The organism is Parabacteroides sp. PH5-46, from assembly GCF_029892785.1.
In the GTDB taxonomy this organism is placed as follows: Bacteria; Bacteroidota; Bacteroidia; order Bacteroidales; family Tannerellaceae; genus DFXE01.
Genome location: NZ_JARXXA010000003.1, coordinates 170,622 through 185,640 on the forward strand (window position 1 = coordinate 170,622; position 15,019 = coordinate 185,640).

The 15,019-nt window shown below is 39.6% G+C and carries 16 protein-coding genes; 9 read left to right on the top strand and 7 right to left on the bottom strand.

What is annotated here, in order from left to right:
• Positions 1 to 6: 6 nt before the first annotated feature.
• From xylE to M2470_RS04220, 7 genes are all read right to left on the bottom strand, one after another.
• A complete protein-coding gene (gene xylE, locus M2470_RS04190; protein ID WP_280743809.1) occupies positions 7 to 1,392 on the bottom strand; it encodes a D-xylose transporter XylE in 1,386 nt (461 codons plus the stop codon).
• On the bottom strand, positions 1,389 to 2,879 hold the full coding sequence (locus tag M2470_RS04195; protein WP_280743808.1) for an FGGY family carbohydrate kinase: 1,491 nt from the start codon (positions 2,877 to 2,879) through the stop codon (positions 1,389 to 1,391). Before M2470_RS04195 ends, xylE begins: the two co-directional genes overlap by 4 nt.
• A gap of 12 nt (positions 2,880 to 2,891) precedes the next feature.
• Positions 2,892 to 3,629 carry an NUDIX domain-containing protein gene (locus M2470_RS04200; RefSeq protein WP_280743807.1) on the bottom strand — a complete coding sequence of 246 codons (738 nt, stop codon included), beginning with the start codon at positions 3,627 to 3,629 and terminating at the stop codon, positions 2,892 to 2,894.
• A 316-nt stretch (positions 3,630 to 3,945) separates the two neighbouring features.
• Positions 3,946 to 4,296, bottom strand: coding sequence for a hypothetical protein (locus M2470_RS04205; RefSeq protein WP_280743806.1), 351 nt, complete (start codon positions 4,294 to 4,296; stop codon positions 3,946 to 3,948).
• A gap of 95 nt (positions 4,297 to 4,391) precedes the next feature.
• Entirely contained in the window at positions 4,392 to 5,897 is a 1,506-nt protein-coding gene (locus tag M2470_RS04210; protein WP_280743805.1) for a TonB-dependent receptor, read from the bottom strand.
• 147 nt (positions 5,898 to 6,044) lie between these two features.
• Positions 6,045 to 7,061, bottom strand: coding sequence for a hypothetical protein (locus M2470_RS04215; RefSeq protein WP_280743804.1), 1,017 nt, complete (start codon positions 7,059 to 7,061; stop codon positions 6,045 to 6,047).
• Between the two features lie 16 nt (positions 7,062 to 7,077).
• Complete coding sequence (locus tag M2470_RS04220) at positions 7,078 to 7,950, bottom strand: restriction endonuclease (protein ID WP_280743803.1); 873 nt, start codon at positions 7,948 to 7,950, stop codon at positions 7,078 to 7,080.
• A 134-nt stretch (positions 7,951 to 8,084) separates the two neighbouring features.
• Here M2470_RS04220 and M2470_RS04225 point away from each other — a divergent pair, with 134 nt between their 5' ends.
• The 9 genes from M2470_RS04225 (at position 8,085) to M2470_RS04265 (ending at position 14,885) form a co-directional block, all read left to right on the top strand.
• Positions 8,085 to 8,798 carry a hypothetical protein gene (locus M2470_RS04225; RefSeq protein ID WP_280746460.1) on the top strand — a complete coding sequence of 238 codons (714 nt, stop codon included), beginning with the start codon at positions 8,085 to 8,087 and terminating at the stop codon, positions 8,796 to 8,798.
• 173 nt (positions 8,799 to 8,971) lie between these two features.
• The gene (locus M2470_RS04230; protein ID WP_280743801.1) at positions 8,972 to 9,256 is read left to right on the top strand and encodes a hypothetical protein; all 285 of its coding nucleotides are present in this window, start codon (positions 8,972 to 8,974) and stop codon (positions 9,254 to 9,256) included.
• 5 nt (positions 9,257 to 9,261) lie between these two features.
• Complete coding sequence (locus M2470_RS04235) at positions 9,262 to 10,470, top strand: VapE domain-containing protein (RefSeq protein WP_280743800.1); 1,209 nt, start codon at positions 9,262 to 9,264, stop codon at positions 10,468 to 10,470.
• Between the two features lie 236 nt (positions 10,471 to 10,706).
• Entirely contained in the window at positions 10,707 to 11,630 is a 924-nt protein-coding gene (locus tag M2470_RS04240; protein ID WP_280743799.1) for a toprim domain-containing protein, read from the top strand.
• A gap of 142 nt (positions 11,631 to 11,772) precedes the next feature.
• Entirely contained in the window at positions 11,773 to 12,072 is a 300-nt protein-coding gene (locus M2470_RS04245; RefSeq protein ID WP_280743798.1) for a hypothetical protein, read from the top strand.
• Between the two features lie 4 nt (positions 12,073 to 12,076).
• On the top strand, positions 12,077 to 13,015 hold the full coding sequence (locus M2470_RS04250; protein ID WP_280743797.1) for a relaxase/mobilization nuclease domain-containing protein: 939 nt from the start codon (positions 12,077 to 12,079) through the stop codon (positions 13,013 to 13,015).
• Positions 12,999 to 13,418 carry a hypothetical protein gene (locus tag M2470_RS04255; RefSeq protein WP_280743796.1) on the top strand — a complete coding sequence of 140 codons (420 nt, stop codon included), beginning with the start codon at positions 12,999 to 13,001 and terminating at the stop codon, positions 13,416 to 13,418. The genes M2470_RS04250 and M2470_RS04255 overlap by 17 nt, the downstream gene beginning before the upstream one ends.
• 112 nt (positions 13,419 to 13,530) lie before the next feature.
• Positions 13,531 to 14,700 (top strand): agmatine deiminase family protein, encoded by a 1,170-nt coding sequence (locus M2470_RS04260; protein WP_280743795.1) that lies wholly within the window; start codon positions 13,531 to 13,533, stop codon positions 14,698 to 14,700.
• A gap of 26 nt (positions 14,701 to 14,726) precedes the next feature.
• Positions 14,727 to 14,885, top strand: coding sequence for a hypothetical protein (locus M2470_RS04265; protein ID WP_280743794.1), 159 nt, complete (start codon positions 14,727 to 14,729; stop codon positions 14,883 to 14,885).
• The last annotated feature ends 134 nt before the right edge of the window (positions 14,886 to 15,019 follow it).

Here is a 15,019-nt window from a genome sequence, read left to right on the forward strand (position 1 = left end):
TATCGATTATTTTTTCCAATATTGTTCCATTTCTTCCAGGGTCTTGCCTTTGGTTTCTGGAATCATTTTCCAGACAAACAAAGCAGAAAGAACAGCCATCAAACCATAGAACCCATAGGTCACAGCTCCGCTGAATTCCATCATGGCCGGATAGGTAGAAGAAATCAGGTAATTGGCAGTCCACTGAGCAGCTACAGCCACAGCTACGGCCTGTCCACGTATCTTATTGGGGAATATCTCGGCGATTAATACCCAGCAGATAGGACCCCACGACATCATAAAAGAAGCTGTATAGATGATGATGAATACCAATGTACTGATACCAATTATGTTCAGGTATGACAAGGTGGCAATAGCAAACATACCGATAGCCATACCGATAGAACCTACAATAAGCAAAGGTTTACGTCCCCATTTATCTACTGTCATGATGGCTACTACTGTGAAGATTACATTCACCAGTCCCATTACAATTGTCTGAAGCATAGAAGCATCTTTGGCAGCTCCCATACTTTCAAAGATACGGGGTGCATAATACAGGGCTACATTGATCCCAACAAACTGCTGGAATACAGAAAGCAGGATACCAATCACGATAACAGTAGCGCCATAAGAGAAGAGCTTCCCTTTAACGGTTTCTGACACTGTAGCTTTAATCTCGCCTAAAATATGCTGAGCCCTTTCTTTTGAGCCATTGATCTTCTCTAGTACATCCAAGGCTTTTTCGTCCTGATGTGTAAGTGCCAGGTAACGGGGTGTTTCGGGCACAAAAAGAACCAACAAACCAAATAAGCCTGCCGGAATAGCTTCCGATGCAAACATGTAACGCCAGCCTATATCGTTGATCCACTCGATGGTTTGCCCGTTAGCGATTCCCCAGTTCACAAAGTAAACAACCAACATCCCGAAGATAATAGCAAACTGGTTGAAAGAAACCAGACGACCACGTATCTCGGCAGGAGCGATCTCGCCAATATACATCGGACATACAGCCGATGCCAGCCCTACACCGATACCGCCTAATATACGGTAGAGGTTAAAGACTACCAGCAAAGACATCGTGGGCTCGCCGCGCGTAAAGAAGAAGGTTTCCGGGAAGCCGGAACCCAATGCCGACAGGAAAAACAGGATAGCTACCAGTAAAAGTGATCTTTTACGACCCAAACGAGACGAGAAGAAACCTGACAGCGCGCCGCCGATAATACAGCCTATTAAGGCACTTGACACTGTAGCTCCGTGCATGAAAGCACTTAGTCCCAAAGGCCTGATCAGGAACGCTTCTATCGATTTTTCGGCACCGGAAATAACTGCCGTATCATAACCAAACAACAAGCCGCCGATGGTGGCAACCATTGTTATACCAAACACATAAGCCGAATTATAATTTTTCATGGTTCTATTTGTTTATTTAGGCGTTCTTTCCATACTTCATAAGCTCCGCAATACGCATCGGCTTTAAAAGCATCGGGTTCTATTATATCTATCTTTTTCAGGGAGTGGAAAGCTTCTTCTTCCGAGCGGTATATGCCGGCGCCTATTCCTGCTCCTTTGGCTGCTCCTACAGCTCCGTTCGTATCGTACAGTTCGATAACGGCTCCTGTAACACCGGCCAAGGCTTCTCTGAATATCGGACTCAGGAACATATTGGCGTTTCCGGCACGGATTACGCTGATGTCTATTCCCATGTCGTTCATGATATCCATACCATACTTAAACGAGAAGACAATGCCTTCCTGTGCGGCACGAATCAGGTGCTTTTGCTGATGAATATTGAAGTTTACTCCGTATAATGAACAGTCTATCTCCTGGTTTTTAAGCATGCGTTCTGCTCCGTTTCCGAACGGCAGGATGGAAATTCCCTCACTGCCTACAGGTACTTCGGCAGCTATGTCATTCAGCTCGTCATAGCTTACACCGGCGGGGGCAACGTTTCGTTTGACCCAGGAATTAAGAATACCTACTCCATTGATGCAGAGTAAAACGCCCAAACGAGGTTGTTCTGCCGTATAATTCACATGTGCAAAACTGTTTACACGTGAATATGTATCATAATTTACCTGATCGTTTACTCCGTATACTACACCGGATGTTCCGGCTGTCGCGGCAATCTCACCCGGGTTGAATACATTCAGAGATAAAGCGTTATTGGGTTGGTCTCCGGCCCGGTAGGTTACGGGTATGCCTTTCTTTAAGCCCAGTTCGGCAGCTATACTGCCCAGTAGCTCGCCTTGTCTTCCGAAGGTAGGGCATATTGTAGGAACAATATCAGCCGGGAAACCGTAATACTGCATAACATCTTCCGAAACTCTGTTGTTCTTGAAATCCCATAAAATACCTTCTGATAGCCCGGATACGGTACTTGCTATTTCACCGGTCATGCGCATAGCGATAAAGTCACCCGGCAGCATAAACTTATAAACAGACTCAAATAACTGAGGTTCATTTTCCTTTACCCAGGCCAGCTTGGCAGCTGTAAAGTTACCGGGCGAATTCAGCAGATGCGACAGGCATTTCTCAGAGCCGATCGCCTGAAAGGCTCGTTCGCCATAAGGAACAGCCCGGCTATCACACCAGATAATAGAAGGACGTAATACTTCCATTGCCTTGTTCACCAGAACCAATCCGTGCATCTGGTACGAAATACCAATTGCACCGATATCTTCCCCTTGTATATTTACTTTCCTGATAGCGCTTTGAATCGCTAATTTCAGGTACTCCCACCAGTCGTCCGGATTTTGTTCCGCCCATCCGGGTTTAACAGCTTTAATAGGAGCTTCCTCTTTCGGATAGAAGTCCGAACTGATCGTTAGACCACTTTCTTGGTCTACAATAGAAGCCTTTACTGAAGAACTTCCGATATCACACCCTAACAGATACATGCTAATTTGTTTTTAGGTTTTATTTAATTTAGATCGCAATTTGTTGTATTTCACTTTATCAAACCGGTAATAACGTGCTGAACGATGGGCTACTCCCTGTTCTGTTTCATCGGTTTGTACTATATAAGAGAGAGAGTTCATTTTCTTGTGAAAATTTCTCACATCCAGCTCTTTATCGTATATGACTTCATAGGTTTTTCTCAACTGTAAAGCGGTAAATAAAGAAGGGAGATGACTGAATATAATAGCCGGTTCAATCTCTGTCCAGACGCGTATCTCCCTTATAGCGGCACGAATGATCTCGAGATGGTCGAAAGGCAGTTCCGGTAATTGGTTTACCGGTATCCATTGAACAACGCCAAACTTAGCATCTGGTTTTGTTTTGCGAACCTTGCATAAGGCCAGATAAGCGATGGTTACAATTCGGTCTATCTTCATGTTTGAAGACTTTTCGAGCCATTCTACATCTTTTTTGTTGGCTGTACGTAAGGGTGAACCAAATGCCTGAAATTGTTTGAGGGGGACACGTTTTAGTCCGGAAGTCTCACTTAATACCCTATGGGCAGCCTCGTCCAGATCTTCCGATTCATAAATCAAGCTTCCGGGTAACTTGAATTCCGTTTTCCCGGTTCCGGCATCTTTTCGTTCTACCAGTAATACATTCAACTGCTCATTGTCTATACCCAAAAGGACACAGTCTACAGAAACGTGAGGATACAACGTTTCCTTTTTCTCTCCATTCGAATTCATGGTATTTCAAGAATTAAGTTCTGTGCAAATATAAGAATTATTCAATATAAACAATAGGAAAGTCTATTTTTTTACGGATTATAACATTCTAACAATCTGATTATTCATTATCTTACTTTATACAATATGATGTTGCATCTATAATGTATGCCAGACAATATAAGAAAGATTAACAAAAGCAGAGGTGAAAGATATACGAAACAGGCTGTAGATTCTCGTTAGGGAAGGTTTTGTATTTGTTCTGTAGTATATAAAAAAGGATTCAATAAAGAGTAAAACAAACTCTTTATTGAATCCTGTCGTATATGAAGCTTAATTAATGGTGTTTGCCGTTCTGCGAACCGTGTGAATGACCCTTTTTGCCATGTGATTCATGATTGCTTCCATTGTGATGTGTGCCATCATGCTTTTTACCCGAATGTTCGAAATACGGGCAGGCTTCATGTGTGCCATCTTCGCAGATATCGCAATTTTCGTGATTTCCTGCAGCACATTGTTCTGCTACACATGCTTTATAAGCAGCAACATCTTCAAAGCCTAAGGCTGCGGCTCTTGTTTCAATATCCTCCTTTTCCAATGTGTCGATGTCATCCTGATTTTCATTGTTGCATGAAACGAATGCTACTGCAAGTAAAACTACTGCTAACGAATAAAATAACTTTTTCATATCTCTTTCTGATTTTATAGATTTGTAATCTGTTTTTTTCTCTGAAATGCTTTCATAGTAGTAACCGCACGAGATAGGTTTTACCCTACCACAGATTACAAAATTATTTCAAGAAATACAGTCGGAGTAAAGGGAGTCGCTTTCGTGAAGATGTTTGTTGCACTGTTCTGATCGGAAACCTGATAATTGTATTTTATATTCTTTGTGTCGAATAGATTCAATAGTGATACGCCTGCTTGCAGCCTTACTTTCTTTATTTGTGTCCGGTATGTAGCGCTTATATCAAAACGACTATACGATGCATCAGAAGAGTCCGTATGCTTGTGTTTAGAGCCATGCTGTTGTCCTTGCCCGTTGCCTTGCCCATGCCCGTGTCCTCCGGTAGAGATATAGGCAAAGCCGCTACCGTAAACGTAACTCAACGAAAAATAGAATGGGTCGAATGCCCCGATACCTCCTACTTTTATCTCATGCGATAGCTCGTTTTGAGGTTTGCTAAGCCTGTTAATAGAATACGAGCCATACAATGTATGGTTTCTGATCTGCTTTTTGAGAAACAGGTCTGCTCCTATAATCGTATTGTCTATTTTATAGAGTGTATTCTCCAAAAAATACTGGCTGTTGTTTGTCTTTTTATAATATCCTTCCAGGCTGACCAACAAACTGTTTTTACTATATGCAATACCTACAGTGGTGTGCATCGCCTTTGTAAAGGTACTGTCTGCCATAGTCCACACCGTCTGAAATCCGGATTCGTCATACTGGTATGCGGTACGGGTAAGGAATTGGTTGTAAAGCCCCCAGGAAGCGGTTGCTGCCACTTCTTCCGATATCTTGTAAGTGCCTGACAAACGGGGCTGCACATATACTTTTTTATTCAGAGGCATATCTACCCGTACACCTGCGTTTAAAGACAGTTTGCCTAATAATATGTTATCGTTTATATATAAGGTTGGTTTTTCCAGTTCCCCGCGCAAGTCATTCAGGCTTACCCGGTATTGTTGCCATTCTCCGCCAAGCTGTATTTTGTTCCGGCTCCCGATATAAAAGTCGTGACTGAGTTTTACTGAAAATTCCTGTACCTCATTATCCAAGTAGCTGACATCGTCTGGCGTAGGCTTTTTATTCCCAACGATTGCCAGGTTGTCTAACAGAGAGGTAAACTGTGAGAATGCAGCTACCACTTTTGTAGCCGACCCATTTTCCCATACGCGCTTATAGGAAGCCGCTCCGCCATATTGCCTGTTCTTTTCAGAAGCGTTTATGTCAAACTCGTCCGTTTGCCTCACTGAGAATTTAAAGCGATCGTCAGCCCCATACAGACTGATATAATAGGTATCATCCTTAGATGTCTTTCCTGATAGCTTGATATTGGCATCTCTGAAATGGTAGTCCGGTTTGATATATACGTTTGAAAGGCTTTGCGGATTATTGCCATTGCCGGAAAAATCAACTTTTTCGTTGCTATATAGGTTGTAGAAAGTCTGACGGTAAGCGGCAGAGATAGTCAGTTTCTTTGCCAGGGGAGCTGAAGCAAAGAGATTCATGGTATAATTACTGACTGTTGCTTTTACTGATGGAGCATCGAAATTACCGTCCATACCGCCAAGAAGCCTGTTAATCAGTTGATTGACAGGCTTTTATTTTTTTACTGTGTTGCGCTTGTGTTGCAAATTTACATTTGTCCCATTCCTTCCCCCCGTTGTGCAACACAATAAAATATTAGCAAAACAAGATGATTTAGGAAATTATTTCAGTTCTTCTTGATAATATCGTTCTAAATATCGGCGTGTAAAATGCCTCATATCTTTACTAAACATATATAACTCTTCTGATTTACCGAACATTTCCCTGTACATTGGATGTCCAAGTATCTCTAATGAGTGCTCAAAGGTTTTAAGGGATTTTCCTTTTTCTGCTTTGGATTTTGAAGATTTAAGAACTTTATAAGTTTCAAGTCCGACCTCATATATCCAAGGAAAATCTTCCTTAAATAAGCTGATCATCATCAAAAAACTTAAAGCAGGATTTTCTTCTTTCATTTCCATATGCATTATTTCATCTAACATCATTGGATGAAACTTCCTTCGCCTTCTTCTTTCAGGGTCGTATAATCTGTTCTCAATTAAAGAAGGTAATGCTTCTATCTTAGTTTTTAATTCTTCCGTTAATTTAGAAGACTGTAATCCTTTGTCTATGCCAGCAACTGCTAATCGCAAGTCGGAAATTGCTTCAACAATATCAGCCAAAGATCGCTCTTCTGCGTCTCCACTTTCTTTCAAAACCTTTAAGTCTAAGGATACGGATATAGGGTTTTGAACTTCATTACCTTCTGTTTCAATAGATTTTACTTGCGATGATATCTCCTCTTTTGCAGCTGCAACACTATCTAAGTTGTGAAGATCAAACTGTATTACCCTTGTCGCTGCGACATCAAAAGGAATAATATCTCCTTTTCTTATCATTTGGACAAGTGGTTTTCTCATTGCATGTCTAATTGCCAATTCATAAAATACATTTGGGTTATGGTCTGTCAGATCAGCGATAACGAGCTCAGCATCTACTATGTATTCTATAATTTGAGTTGTAATAATTCCCGGTTCAGAGATTTTATCAGCCCTAATAACTTCATATCCTAATTGCGATACTGGTTCTGTAATGATGTGTTTTAGTATTTGATCCGAACGGGTTCTGGTTTCAGAACCTTCCTCTCCAATGGGAGATATCACAAAACAAATTTTCTTATCTTCTTTTTTAGTCATCATATATCAGATTATTAACTTAAATTTTTTCAAACCATTCAGGATTGATAGTTACCTCTTCAATTAATTCTGTTTTAACCCCAAGACTAAATTCTTTCAATTTCTCACACAGCAAATCACCATCTATTAAATCTATTGGAGGCGCACCATCTCTTGATGCTTCTTTTATTGCTTCACGTGTGAATTTTCCAGTAGTTATAAACAATCCTTTATCAGCTCTTCCTTGCATTGCTCCTCTAAAATCTCTGATATAACTTGATGCTACTGAATCCTTAAATCTTTTACATTGAAAGAAAACATGAAAGCTTAGAAATCCATTTAGTCTGACAATGCCTTTACCATCAAGACCTCCATCCCCTGATTTTCCAGTAACTTCAACCTGAACAAATCCACTTTCTCTTAATATTCTTTGACAAAGCCTCTCGAATGCCGATGGTTCAATACTTTGAACAACCTTTAAAAGATTTTCTTTCCAATTTAATTCATCAGTTTCGTCTTCAACAACCGTATCTAATTTATCTAATGGAATAACCTCTTTTTCATCCCTCTTATCATCAGTCCTTACCTTTTTTACAATCTCATTTGATTTGAAGGCATCTGGATTTATATCATTATCAATCAATACCCAGATTCCTCTTGACGAATTTTCTATCAACCCATACTTCTTAAGATAGGTTCTTGCCCAAGCAAGTCTATAATCAACTTTGCTTTGCATTCCATCTTCTTTATGAGGAATACTTAATGTTTCTTCATCAAGATTAGCAATCTCATATACTTTCTCATTAATTTCCTCAATAGATCCGGAGCCACCTAATAGCTTCAAGGCTTTTAATGTTGGAACTAATAGTTTATCATAAGTAGGGACTCTGCCATTTGTTTTCTTCCTTCCCATATTGTTCTAATAATTTAAATCGCTGCAATTTACGAATAATTTATGGTATTTAGAGGAAACAGCATAATCCTCATGAGCAATTACTGGTAATTACACAAAAACTACTTATTTTTGTAGACTCAATTTGATATTATATGAATCGGTATCGCAAAATGTATAATGAGAATTTGTTGGGGACATCTGATGTTTCCATCCTTAAATTCTATTATGCTAGCTTTAAGGTACAGCAGCAGAAAGGCAAAGCTCTTGATGTAAATATCTTTCTGGATGATTGTGCGAAAATTTCCGAAGATAGCAACCTTATATTAAAGGTTTCCAGCGTTATTCCGTTCTTCAATTTGCTTTTTGGAACAGGAAGAGAACAAAAGCATATAGCTGAAATAATCAGAACTAAACGTGAAGAGGTCGAAAACTTATTCATTCAGGATGATATTTCAGATGAAGCTATAAAATCTATACTATATGGTATATCTCCTCTTACACAAGCCAATGACTTAACAAAAGAAGATACGATACAAGTAATAAAAGATAAAATCCTCAAATGCTATTCCATAAGAGGTCGCAAACAATTGGGTGACCGCATTTTTGGCTATTTACTGGCTTCGGAGCTCATTCCAGCCTATACTCCCGAAGACCGATTGCAAGCATGGCAAACTCTTATCGGAGAGAAAATCGTTCCGTCTGACACGAAATTACACGCCAATCCCTCGCTGAACCGAAGCAATGTTGATACTAAAACACTTCTGAAACATTTGGATACCATCCGGGAATTCTATTCAGAAATTGGACTTGCAAAGGCGGTTTTCATTATTGAAAAGGATATGAAAAGCCTATCAGTCAAAGTCTGATATTTTCGCCTTATTACTATTCATTTCCCCTTGTTTTACTCTCTGCCATAACAGGCTGACTTGTCCCATTCTGTGAAGCCTTGTCCCGTATTGTCCCGGAGACGCAAGTTGCTTATTCCCAGAGAAATTACATTATATATTTGTCTTTCGAAATTTCTAAAATTATTAGTAAAATGAGAAAGACATTCAAGAAATTCTGGTTAAAATCAGAAAATGAGGAAGCTGTTGAGAACAGCATTCCTGAAGAACAAGCGTCGCCTGTTGACAAGGCGATGAGTAACCTAATCAAGATGAAAGAGGCTACCAAACTTCTAAAAGCCTCTGCGCCCACCGTCCGTAAATACGCCCGGCTCGGTTATTACAAAGAATACCGTTTTGGGGAGAAGCTCGTCTTCTATGATAAAGAGGAGATTTTAAACTTTATCCTAAATAGATGTAGAACGACAGAAGAATCTTGATCCCGATGAAAGAGAAAACAGATTCTTCCGTCCGCCAATCCAAAAATGAGCGGATTGAGGCATACTTGCAGGAGAAATACGATTTCCGCTTCAATGTGATAAAATCCAAACCGGAGTATCGCATGAAGAACGACAATAATCCGTTTCACCCTGTTACCAAGTTTGCCCTCAATTCATTCAAACGACGGATTGATACGGAGCTGGGCATTTCTACATCGGCAGAGAATATCCGCACCATTCTCGAAAGCGACTTTTCGCCAAAGGTGCATCCGGTTAAAGACTATTTCCGGCAATTGCTACGTATAGAGCCTGCCATAAACCAATATATCCTCCAATTAGCGCAGACTGTAACCACCGCCAATCCTGAAAAATGGAACGAATACCTCACAAAATGGTTAGTGGGCGTGGGTGCCAATGCTCTGGAAGATGTGGGCTGTCAGAACCATACTTGTTTGGTATTGACTGGAGAACAGGGGCGGTTTAAGACAACATGGTTAGACCATCTTTGTCCGCAGTCGCTAAAGAGCTATCTGTTTACCGGAAAGATAGATCCACAAAATAAAGATGTATTGACGATGATTGCCGAATACCTGTTTATCAATATCGATGACCAGTTAAAAGCCCTGAATAAGCGGGATGAAAACGAATTAAAGAATCTGATAACGACTCCGGCTGTTAAATACCGTCGTCCGTATGATGTGTATATTGAAGAATATCCGCATTTAGTCAGTTTCATGGCATCGGTTAACGGCAACGACTTTCTAACTGATCCGACTGGCAGTCGTAGGTTCTTGCCATTCGAGGTTATCAGTATCGACATCAAAACAGCGGAGCAAATCAATATGGATAATGTATTCTCCGAAGTGATGTGGCTTTTGGATAATGGCTATCGCTATTGGTTTGTCGAGGAAGAAATTACGGAGCTGCACAGGCTTAGCCAACAATTCCACGTACAGACTACCGAATATGAAATGCTACTGAAAGGGTTCGAGAAGCCGGAAGCCGATGAAGAATGTTATATGACTACCTCGGAAGTATTAAGCTACTTACAGGCATACACTTTGGTAAAACTGTCCGAGAAGCGAATGGGCGAAGCTTTGCGTAAAGCTGAATTTGAACGGCTCTCCAAGCGATTGACGAAAGGAGCTAATCCGGTTCAATGCTACCGGATAAAGAAAATCAAGCCAAATCCATTCTTCGACCGTGATTTATAGAAATATAGATATGGATTATTCTTCTTACTACCTTACTACAATCATATATAATCCAGTGAAAGAAAAAGGATTAAGTCGTAGTAAGAAGCAAAATTCGCATCTTACTCTCATCCTACTACCTTACTACAGAGTAGTAGTTACTACAAAATATAATCATACTACATAAAGATAATTGATTATCAGTTCAATACATAGATTCATTTGTGTAGTAAGTAAAACAGCTAAAAAATAAGAAAATGAAAAATTCAAATTATATAAGTATAAAGCAATATCTTGAAAATAAAGGAATCAGTCCGGTAAAAGACCGGGGATATTACGGAATGTATCTCTCCCCTTTGAGGAATGACAGCAATCCTAGTTTCAAAGTTGATTATGATAAAGATTTATGGTACGACTTCGGTACTAATGAGGGCGGTTCGATTGTTGACCTCGTGATGAAGTTGGAAAATTGTTCGCTGGCAGAAGCACTCCGACAATTGGAAAATTCTTTTTCCTTTCATCGGAATGACACTTTGCCTATTTTTCCTAAACTAGAAAGCCGAGAATCGGCACTAACCATTACGGATATAAAACCGCTTGCTCACCCTGCTTTGCTTGATTACCTGAAAGAACGCAGTATAAATACCGACATAGCGAAACAATATTGTTCGGAAATTCATTATTCCATTGCGGACAAACCTTATTTCGCTGTCGGTTTTCGGAATGATGCCGGAGGATGGGAGCTTCGGAACAGGTATTTCAAAGGAAGTACTACTCCAAAGAATATAACAACCATAAACAACGGTAACAATGCAGTTATGCTATTCGAGGGTTTCATAGACTTTCTTTCTTATCTTTCATTAAAACAGAATGCTTCACCTGTAATTGATTCGGCAATATTAAACTCAATCGCCAATCTTCCGAAAGCGATTCCGTTTCTTCAAACCCATCAAACAATACACGCCTTTTTGGATAACGATGAAGCCGGAAAGCGGGCTGTTCAGTGTTTAAGCCCAGTATGTAAAGAAGTAATCGACCAGTCTGTTTTCTATCGAGACCATAAAGACCTGAACGATTACTGGCGGGATAAATCCAACCTACAAAAACAGCCTGAAAAGAATAGAGCCGCCGTCCAGATTAAGCGGCAACTACCAACAAGAAAGAAAGGGCGCAGCTTATAAGCTAACCTAATGCGCGAAGTGCATTGCAAGACGTCAGTTTGTTACCACAAACTGCGCTTGCCGCCTGAACCGCTTTCGCTGGCGGGGAAACTGCAATCGCTTCGCTCTCGACAGTTTTTTGAATCAAATAATAAAAGAAAAGATGAAAAGTACTTATATAAAATTCCGATGTACGGAATCAGAGAAAGAGAGAATAGAGGGTATGGCTGAAAGGTCGGGAGTAACCCTTTCCGAGTATTGCCGGCAACAATGTCTGACTGGCCGGATACTTGCCAGCCCGAAGCTAAGCCCAGAAGAGATTTCATACTTCCGGGAACTGAAAGAACATAATAATGCCATTGCCCGGCTCGCCAATCTTATAAGAAACAAAGACCCGCAATTAGTAATCGCCATTGCGGAATATCTGGAACAGTCCCGACAATTGTATAACCGATTCTTTTAAGCGTATGATTGGGAAAGGGAAAGCAATAGCACACGGAGGCAATGCGATTGATTACGCCTTGCGTGAAGGGAAGCTGGATAAGATAGTCGGCAGAAATATGATTGAGAATGATACACCTGCCAGCATTCTCCGGGAGTTTGAAATGGTTAATCAGCATAACTACCGATGCAAAAACAAGTATATGCGCTATGAGATAGGTATATCTCCACAGGATATAGATAAACTAAAGCCGGGAGATATGATTAAAATAGCCCGGATGTTTGCCAATAAAATGGGATTACAGAATCATCAATGGATAGCCTGTACCCATAAAGATACCGGGAAACCGCATATCCACCTGATTGCAAACCGTATCGGAGTTGATGGCAAAGTATTCGATACAACCTTTGTGAGCAATCGTTCGGCAAAAATTGCAGAAGAGATAAGCCGTGAAATGGGATTGACGATTGCCAAAGATGTTCAGAAACAAAAGGAGCATCAAGAAGCTCATACAGACCCCGCACGACAACAGACGAAAGAGAAGCTCCAACAAATTGCTTATTATGAGTTGTTTAAGAATACCAGCTTAGAGGGCTTTTTATATGGATTGGAAAAAGAAGGAGTCGGTATTGAGCCTGCTAAGAATAAACAAGGTAAAACCTATGGAATCCGATTCACTTACGAGGGACAGACGTTCAAAGCATCGGAAATCGGACGGGAGTTCGGATTCCGCTCGCTTGCGGGGAACTTTTCTTCTTCACTGGAAGAGAATCGTCCGCAACGACTTCAACAGAACTATAACCAAGATGAGAGCAATCAACAATCCTATTCAGGAGTAAGTTCCAGTATAGCTTCGCTATTAGCAGATCTGTTTACTCCAAATAGACACAATCCCGAAGAAGACAATACATTGAAACATAAAAAGAAGAAACCAAAAAAACGATATTATGGACGACAATTCTAACAAATCAACCAAGCGAAGAAATAAATTTGCTGGAAAAGAAGATATTTCCCGAGAAACAGCAGATAGCATTCTGTCCGCTCAAATAGATCAGCTTCGGGAGATATCCCGAACGAACGATAAAACTACAAATCAAGTTAGGGAGAGTATAAATATCTTATATGAGAAGAAAATTCCAATTGATACGTCAAAGTTCGAGCAGCTAAACCGGAACTTCATTAATGAAATGGAAAACAAGCTTCGGAAAGTAAAACAACCATCCAAAGGTTTGAAATGGTATATTGCGATGTGGGTAATAACGCTGATCTCTGCATTTCTTGCTGGATACTTTATTCATGAATATCGGGAGTGGAAAGAGAAAGCGGTGTTTTGGTATCAGATGTATGAAGAAGTTAAACCTAAGTAATAGATAAAAACAAGCTTCCGGCTATACTTTGACTCTTATTTAGGCTTTCTGCACTTTTGAATAGTTTTTCTTTTCTCTGTTCTGCCTAATTTTGCCCTATAAAATTGAAGATATGATAACAGATAGAGAAACTAATTTTGTGTATTTCAGTTCCTTAATAAAGGAAAAAAAACGATACTATTCGTTTTGGAAAAGATTGGAGAATATACTGATAGACAAAAGAATCGGATATGGTTTTATTGAGAATACTCGTGATATTTGGTGTAGAGACTACATGCCCATTCAAACAGGTATAAGTGATTTTGTTCAATTTGACTATTTCCCAGATTACTATCTTTCACCCAAATACATTGATAAACTAACTATTCCATCTGACATTAGAGTCAATGAAAGGATGAATGTTAAAAAGGTGAATTTAGTCATTGACGGAGGTAATGTCGTAAAATCTGCTTCTCATGTCATTTTAACAGAGAAAGTGCTAAAAGATAATCCCCAATTCAAGAGAGAGTCAATCATTGCTATGCTTAAGAGAGAGTTGAATGTTAAGAATGTTTGTCTGATGCCACAAGTGCCATACGATATGACGGGACATGCAGATGGAATGGTTCGATTCTTAAACGACACAGATTTGCTGGTTGCTGATTATTCTTATGAGAGTAAAAGTTGGCAAAGCAAGATGAATAAAGCACTTGAAAATACTGGGCTAAATATTATCAGGTTTCCATCAGAATTTGTAGATGAAAAAAATGAGAATGGAGATTATACAGCCAAAGGAGTCTATATCAACTTTGTACAAATTGGAGAGTATATATTGCTTCCCCAGTTTGGTTTAAATATGGATGAGGTCGCGTTTGACTATGCAAAAAAAATATTCTCTCATTGTAAGGTTATCCCTGTAAACTCCAATGAAATAGCCATAGATGGAGGTGTTCTTAATTGCATCACATGGAATGTAAGAGTAAAGGAGGAAATTTCTTTCTGCAAATTGCCTCTAAAGCGACCGGATCATACAGAACAAGAATATTTTGTATTTAACAAACTCGACTTTTATTTGTCAACTTTTGATTACCTGCTTATAGCAAAGGGATTTGAATCTATTTGGAATAATTCTTCTGGGATGATGGTTGGCGATGGAGATTTCAAAAATGCAATATATCGCTTTCTCGAACAATATCTTGAACGAAATTTCATACCCCAATATTATGTTGACAGAGTGATTGATTTAATCTTAGAGTATATGGAAAGTATAGGTCAGTATGGCTTTCCTATCTGTGAAAACTAATGTATAACCTCAAATAAAGTAAAGGAATGAAAGAATTAGTTATTTTTGTAGTAGTATTGGTCGTTTTATTCTGGATTGGAGTAAAGCTACAACGGTGGATAAGCGGAGCAAGTAAAATTTCAAAAAATCAGAAGAAAATATTGGAAGAAATGAAGCGGCAGAATAAGACTGAAGATAGAAAATAGTTTGCTGATTGCTAGCATTTTATTACTAATTCAAATTCTAATGAACAAATTTTTAATGTGCTAAATATCAGCGACATGAAAATGTTTTCTAAATTTGTTCAACGGCGATTGGGTAAAATCGTTTAGTGGATGTT

Excerpts from the sequence above, each read along its gene's own strand:
- xylE (WP_280743809.1), bottom strand. The coding sequence starts at position 1,392 with ATGAAAAATTATAATTCGGCTTATGTGTTTGGTATAACAATGGTTGCC.
- M2470_RS04195 (WP_280743808.1), bottom strand. The coding sequence starts at position 2,879 with ATGTATCTGTTAGGGTGTGATATCGGAAGTTCTTCAGTAAAGGCTTCT.
- M2470_RS04200 (WP_280743807.1), bottom strand. The coding sequence starts at position 3,629 with ATGAATTCGAATGGAGAGAAAAAGGAAACGTTGTATCCTCACGTTTCT.
- M2470_RS04205 (WP_280743806.1), bottom strand. The coding sequence starts at position 4,296 with ATGAAAAAGTTATTTTATTCGTTAGCAGTAGTTTTACTTGCAGTAGCA.
- M2470_RS04210 (WP_280743805.1), bottom strand. The coding sequence starts at position 5,897 with ATGGACGGTAATTTCGATGCTCCATCAGTAAAAGCAACAGTCAGTAAT.
- M2470_RS04215 (WP_280743804.1), bottom strand. The coding sequence starts at position 7,061 with ATGATGACTAAAAAAGAAGATAAGAAAATTTGTTTTGTGATATCTCCC.
- M2470_RS04220 (WP_280743803.1), bottom strand. The coding sequence starts at position 7,950 with ATGGGAAGGAAGAAAACAAATGGCAGAGTCCCTACTTATGATAAACTA.
- M2470_RS04225 (WP_280746460.1), top strand. The coding sequence starts at position 8,085 with ATGAATCGGTATCGCAAAATGTATAATGAGAATTTGTTGGGGACATCT.
- M2470_RS04230 (WP_280743801.1), top strand. The coding sequence starts at position 8,972 with ATGAGAAAGACATTCAAGAAATTCTGGTTAAAATCAGAAAATGAGGAA.
- M2470_RS04235 (WP_280743800.1), top strand. The coding sequence starts at position 9,262 with ATGAAAGAGAAAACAGATTCTTCCGTCCGCCAATCCAAAAATGAGCGG.
- M2470_RS04240 (WP_280743799.1), top strand. The coding sequence starts at position 10,707 with ATGAAAAATTCAAATTATATAAGTATAAAGCAATATCTTGAAAATAAA.
- M2470_RS04245 (WP_280743798.1), top strand. The coding sequence starts at position 11,773 with ATGAAAAGTACTTATATAAAATTCCGATGTACGGAATCAGAGAAAGAG.
- M2470_RS04250 (WP_280743797.1), top strand. The coding sequence starts at position 12,077 with ATGATTGGGAAAGGGAAAGCAATAGCACACGGAGGCAATGCGATTGAT.
- M2470_RS04255 (WP_280743796.1), top strand. The coding sequence starts at position 12,999 with ATGGACGACAATTCTAACAAATCAACCAAGCGAAGAAATAAATTTGCT.
- M2470_RS04260 (WP_280743795.1), top strand. The coding sequence starts at position 13,531 with ATGATAACAGATAGAGAAACTAATTTTGTGTATTTCAGTTCCTTAATA.
- M2470_RS04265 (WP_280743794.1), top strand. The coding sequence starts at position 14,727 with ATGAAAGAATTAGTTATTTTTGTAGTAGTATTGGTCGTTTTATTCTGG.